Source organism: Streptomyces sp. NPDC057474 (assembly GCF_042802555.1).
In the GTDB taxonomy this organism is placed as follows: Bacteria; Actinomycetota; Actinomycetes; order Streptomycetales; family Streptomycetaceae; genus Streptomyces.
Window position 1 is genome coordinate 18,337 of sequence record NZ_JBHVDX010000161.1, and the last position, 5,514, is coordinate 23,850.

Consider the following 5,514-nt stretch of genomic DNA (forward strand, 5'->3'; position numbering starts at 1 on the left):
CCGCACCACCGACCCCCCACGAGCCCCCGCCCACCCCCGACGCCCCGGAAGCATCACCGGATACCACCAGCCTGCCGAAGCGCGCCGCTGCGGCTGCGGCTGCGGCTCGGCCGGACGCCGCCGGTTCGGCGAACAGGGATGCCGCCGGCTTGGTGAAGCGGGACCCCGCCGACTCGGTGGAGCTCGGCCCGCCGGTGTCCTCCGGTCCATCGGCCCAGGCTTCCCCTCCTTCGGCTTCCGGCCCCTCGGCCGCTCCCGAGGCCCCCGCCCCCCGTGAGCGCGTCTCCATGTTCAGGTCGTTGGGGGTTCGGAACTACCGGCTGTTCTTTGTGGGGCAGGTGGTGTCGAACATCGGCACCTGGATGCAGCGGATCGCGCAGGACTGGCTGGTGTTGAGCCTGACGGGGTCTTCGACGGCCGTCGGTGTGACGATGGCACTGCAGTTCCTGCCGATGCTGCTGTTCGGGTTGTACGGCGGGGTGCTGGTCGACCGGTTCCCGAAGCGGCGGCTGTTGTTCGTGACGCAGACGTCGATGGCGGTGACGGGGCTGGCGCTCGCCGCGCTGACGCTCTCCGGGCAGGTCCAGGTGTGGCACGTGTATGTGGCCGCCTTCGCCGTGGGGATGGCCACCGTGGTCGACAACCCGGCCCGGCAGTCGTTCGTGTCGGAGATGGTCGGGCCGGACCAGTTGCAGAACGCGGTCAGCCTCAACTCGGCGAACTTCCAGTCGGCCCGTCTGGTCGGGCCGGCCGTCGCCGGTGTGCTGATCACCACCGTCGGCACGGGCTGGGCCTTCCTCTACAACGGCCTCTCCTTCGTCGCCCCCATCACCGGCCTGCTGCTGATGCGGACCCGCGACCTGCGCCCCGTCCGTCGCGCCCCCCGAGCCAAGGGCCAGCTCCGCGAGGGCCTGCGTTACGTGGCCCGCCGCCCCGACCTGCTCTGGCCCATCGTCCTCGTCGGCTTCATCGGCACCTTCGGCTTCAACTTCCCCGTCTGGCTGTCGGCGTACGCGGACGACGTGTTCCACGCGGACGCCGGCTCGTACAGCCTCTTCAACACGCTCATGGCGGTCGGCTCCGTCTCCGGCGCCCTGCTCGCGGCCCGCCGCGGCACCGCCCGGCTGCGCGTGCTGATCGGGGGCGCGCTCGCCTTCGGGCTGCTGGAGATCGTGGCCGCGCTGGCACCGGCGTACTGGATGTTCGCCCTGCTCATGGTGCCGATAGGGATGTTCGGCCTGACCGTGAACGTCACCACCAACACGGCCATCCAGATGGGCACCGACCCCGCGATGCGCGGCCGCGTCATGGCCCTCTACATGATGGTCTTTTTGGGCGGTACGCCGCTGGGCGCGCCGATCGCCGGCTGGGTCACCGACGCGTACGGCGCCCGGATCGGCTTCCTCGCCGGCGGTGTCGTCGCCACGGCCGCCGCGGTCGTCGTGGGCCTGATCCTCGTCAGGGCCGGCGGGCTGCGGCTGTCGGTGGGGTGGAACCAGGGGCATCCGCGAGTGCGGTTCGTGCCCAAGGAGCAGGCCAACGAGCAGGCCGAGCGGCAGTCGGTCGCTGTGACGAATGCGGCCTGACGCGGCTCGGCGCCCGTCTCGGCCGATGGGCGCTCGCCAGGTGATCCGTTCCCTGGAAGTGTGGCGGTCATGAGTGCGATGAGTACCGTGCGGCTGTTCGCCGCGGTGTTGCCGCCCGCCGAGGTCGTCGATGAACTCTGCTCCGTGATGGGGGAGTTGAAAGAGCTGGCCGGTGCGGACCGGTTGCGTTGGACCGAGCCGCCCGGCTGGCACTTCACGCTCGCCTTCTACGGAGAGGTCGACGAGGACGTCGTACCGGAACTGTCGCGGCGCCTGGAGCGGGCCGCGCGGCGGAGCGAGCCGTTTCCGCTGGCGGTGCGCGGCGGGGGGCAGTTCGGGCACGGCCGGGCGTTGTGGGCGGGGGCCGAGGGGGACCTCGGTGCGCTGCGGCTGCTGGCCGACCGGGCGGAGGCGGCGGCGCGCAAGGCCGGGGTGCCGATGAGGGAGCACCGCCGGTACACGCCCCATCTGACGGTGGCCCGCAGCCGGGAGGACTTCGACGTACGGCAGTACGTCGCCGCGCTCGACGCCTTCGCCGGACGTACGTGGACGGTGTCCGACCTCGCGTTGGTGCGCAGCAACCTGCCGACGTCCGGGGTGGCGGGGGAGCAACCGCGGTACGAGGCGGTCGGGCGCTGGGCGCTGGGCGCCTGAGCGCAGGCTTGACCGCTGGGGCCGTCTGAGGGGGGCCGGGGGCCGGAGGTTAGGCTCGTGGTGTGGACCCGAAGACCCGTAACCGGATCATGGCCGGTGTGCTTGTGCTGATGTTCGCGGTGGTTGCTGTCGCGGCGGCGCTTGGTAGGTGACCGCCGCGTTCCGGCGGCGACCGTCGCGCTCCGGCGCCCGTCGGGGAACTGCGGGCCGTATTGATCTGCGGCCCTGTGGGGGCTGGTCGCGCAGTTCCCCGCGCCCCTTACGGGGCCCTGGCGGTTACCAGGCGAAGGCCTCCGGGGACGGGCCCGGGCCCGGGAAGATCTCGTCCAGGCCGGTCAGGAGTTCCTCGCTCAGGTCCAGCTCGGCCGCGCGGATCGCGGAGTCGAGTTGCTGGGCCGTGCGCGGGCCGACGATCGGGCCTGTGACCCCGGGGCGGGTCAGGAGCCAGGCGAGGGCGGCCTCGCCCGGTTCGATGCCGTGCTTGTCGAGGAGGTCCTCGTACGCCTGGACCTGGGCGCGTACGGCGCTGTCGGCGAGGGCGTCGGCGGAACGGCCGGAGGAACGGCGACCGCCCTCCGCCTCCTTCTTGATGACCCCGCCGAGCAGCCCGCCGTGCAGCGGCGACCAGGGGATGACCCCGAGGCCGTACTCCTGCGCGGCCGGGATGACCTCCATCTCGGCGCGGCGCTCGGCGAGGTTGTAGAGGCACTGCTCGCTGACGAGGCCGATGGTGCCGCCCCGGCGGGCGGCGATCTCGTTCGCCTGGGCGATCTTGTAGCCGGGGAAGTTGCTGGACCCGGCGTAGAGGATCTTGCCCTGCTGGACCAGGACGTCGACGGCCTGCCAGATCTCCTCGAAGGGGGTGGCCCGGTCGATGTGGTGGAACTGGTAGACGTCGATGTAGTCCGTCCGCAGCCGCTTGAGGCTGGCATCCACGGCCCGCCGGATGTTCAGCGCGGAGAGCTTGTCGTGGTTGGGCCAGGAGTCGGCGGACGCCGCCATGTTCCCGTACACCTTGGTCGCGAGCACGACCTTGTCGCGGCGCTCGCCGCCCTTCGCGAACCAGTTGCCGATGATGCTCTCGGTGCGGCCCTTGTTCTCGCCCCAGCCGTACACGTTCGCCGTGTCGAAGAAGTTGATGCCCGCGTCCAGCGCCGCGTCCATGATCGCGTGACTGTCCGCTTCGTCCGTCTGCGGACCGAAGTTCATCGTGCCGAGGACCAGCCGGCTGACCTTGAGTCCTGTGCGTCCGAGCTGTGTGTACTTCATGACTCCTTAGCCAAGGCGGTGGAGTGCGCTCTATGCAAGCGGGACCGGGGCCGCGAGAACCGAGCTGGGGAGATCTTGACGCTAACTGGTGGTTAGTGCTTTCCTTTGGTAAGCATTAGCTTGAACTTTCAAGCGACACCCCTCAGATGGGAGCATCGTGACCCCCGCCACGCCTGCCCGCCGCGCCCTCGTCGCCGCCCTCGCGGCCGTCGCGCTCACGTCCACCGTCGCCGCCGTACCCGCAGCCGCCGCCCCCGCATCGGCCTCGGCCGCCGGGTGGGGCGCGTACGGCGATGCCGCGCGCCTCGACTACCAGAAGGCCGTCGCCGTACGGGTCCTCAAGGGGGTGTTCGAGGAGGGGGACACGGCGGTCGTGGACCGTTACGTGCGGCCGGACTACATCCAGCACAACCCGCTCGCGCCGGACGGGGCGGAGACGCTGAAGGGGCTCGCGGGGGTGATGAGCCGGCAGTTCCCGGACGCCGCGTACGACATCAAGCGGGTCGTCTCGCAGGGCGATCTCGTCCTCGTGCACTCCAACGTCGTGCTCACGTCCGGCACTCGGGGCTCCGCCGTCTTCGACATCTTCCGGTTCCAGGGCGGGCGGATCGCGGAACACTGGGACGTGGCGCAGGAGGTGCCGGAGTCCTCGGCCAACGGCAACGACATGTTCTCCACGGTCAGCCGGCCGCGCACCGGTGAGCCGGGGCCGGCTTGGCTGACCTCGTACAACGAGAAGCTGGTGACGAAGGCGTTCGACCGGCTGCTGGTGCGGAAGGACCTGTCGGCGCTCGACAAGTACTGGGGCCCCCGGTACCACCAGCACAACCCGAACATCCCCGACGGGGTGGCGGGGGCCAAGGCCGGTCTGGGCGGCTACTTCCAGCAGTTCCCCGACCTCGCCGTCTCGCGCAAGCGCGTCATCGCCGAGGGCGACCTCGTCGCCGTCCACAGCCACTACGTCAACGCACCGGGCGAGCGCGGCCAGGCCGTCCTCGACCTGTTCCGGGTGCGGAACGGGAAGATCGTCGAACACTGGGACGTGCTCCAGGACGTGCCGGCGACGTCGGCGAACGACAACACGATGTTCTGACGACAACACGATGTTCTGACGGGAACGCCGAGCCGTCGTACGGTCTCGTGACGCAGGAGCTGCCCTGTTCGTCCGGCTTGTTCGTCTTGTTCGTCGCCGTCCTCGGCCTCAGTTCTTCGGGAGCGTCCGAGGGTTCTGGCGGTCCTCCTGATCCCGCTGGTCCCGGCCGTCCTCGATGGGTGGCTGGGGCGGGCGGCGGTAGGGGAGGAGGAGCAAGGGGGTCGCCAGAAGGAGGAGGCCGGCGGTGGCGATCGCGGTGCGGGGGGTGGTGACGGCGGCGAGGAGGCCCCAGAGAGCCGTCATGGCGGCGGTGGTGAGCTTGCCGGTGACGGACCAGGCGGTGAGAGTGCGGGCGACGCGGTCCGCCGGGGTCCGGGTGAGGCGTTGGGTGGCCACCACGGGGTTGTAGACGCCGATGCTGGTGATCAGGCCGAGTTCGACGGCCATGACGAGGACGAGACCGGCGGGGCCGGGACCGATGAACGCCAGCCCCAGCGGCCAGCACGCCCGCAGGGTGCCGGCGATCCAGATGACCTTGTGCTGGCCGTGCCGGGCGACCAGGCGACGGGAGAGGCGGGAGCCGATCAGGCCGCCGACGCAGGGGACGGCGAAGGCGAGGCCGTACTGCCAGGGGGCGAAGCCGAGCTGGCCCACCATGAGGATGAGCAGCAGCGGTGCGGGCGCCATGATCAGGCCGTTGACCAGGATGGTGTTGAGGAAGAGGGGGCGTAGGGCCGGGTCGGCGAGGATGTACCGCCAGCCGTCGAGGAGGTCGCCGGGCCGGAGCCGGGGAGAGGAACCGGGGGGTGGGGCGTTTCCCGTCGCGGGCTTCGCGGGCTTCGCGGGCTTCGCGGGCTTCGCGGGCTTCGCGGGCTTCGCGGGCTTCGCGGGCTTCGCGGGCTTCGCGGGCGT

General features: G+C 71.0%; 5 protein-coding genes. 3 read left to right on the forward strand and 2 right to left on the reverse strand.

Features of this window, described 5'->3' with window-relative positions:
* The first annotated feature begins 287 nt into the window (after nucleotides 1-287).
* The gene (locus ACFU53_RS33430) at nucleotides 288-1,586 is read left to right on the forward strand and encodes an MFS transporter (protein WP_384000925.1); all 1,299 of its coding nucleotides are present in this window, start codon (nucleotides 288-290) and stop codon (nucleotides 1,584-1,586) included.
* An 87-nt stretch (nucleotides 1,587-1,673) separates the two neighbouring features.
* Nucleotides 1,674-2,240: an RNA 2',3'-cyclic phosphodiesterase gene (gene thpR, locus ACFU53_RS33435; protein ID WP_384000928.1), complete on the forward strand. Its 567-nt coding sequence runs from the start codon at nucleotides 1,674-1,676 to the stop codon at nucleotides 2,238-2,240.
* Between the two features lie 276 nt (nucleotides 2,241-2,516).
* Here the strand turns inward: thpR and ACFU53_RS33440 are convergent, their stop codons facing one another.
* Nucleotides 2,517-3,509: an aldo/keto reductase gene (locus tag ACFU53_RS33440; RefSeq protein ID WP_384000914.1), complete on the reverse strand. Its 993-nt coding sequence runs from the start codon at nucleotides 3,507-3,509 to the stop codon at nucleotides 2,517-2,519.
* Between the two features lie 157 nt (nucleotides 3,510-3,666).
* On the opposite strand from ACFU53_RS33440, the gene ACFU53_RS33445 reads away from it, so the two are divergent.
* Nucleotides 3,667-4,602 carry an ester cyclase gene (locus ACFU53_RS33445; RefSeq protein WP_384000920.1) on the forward strand — a complete coding sequence of 312 codons (936 nt, stop codon included), beginning with the start codon at nucleotides 3,667-3,669 and terminating at the stop codon, nucleotides 4,600-4,602.
* Nucleotides 4,603-4,710: 108 nt separating this feature from the next.
* Here the strand turns inward: ACFU53_RS33445 and ACFU53_RS33450 are convergent.
* Nucleotides 4,711-5,514: MFS transporter (locus ACFU53_RS33450; RefSeq protein WP_384000922.1), on the reverse strand; the 804-nt coding region annotated here is incomplete at its 5' end.

Coding starts and splice junctions, on each gene's coding strand:
- ACFU53_RS33430 (WP_384000925.1), top strand. CDS start 288: ATGTTCAGGTCGTTGGGGGTTCGGAACTACCGGCTGTTCTTTGTGGGG.
- ACFU53_RS33440 (WP_384000914.1), bottom strand. CDS start 3,509: ATGAAGTACACACAGCTCGGACGCACAGGACTCAAGGTCAGCCGGCTG.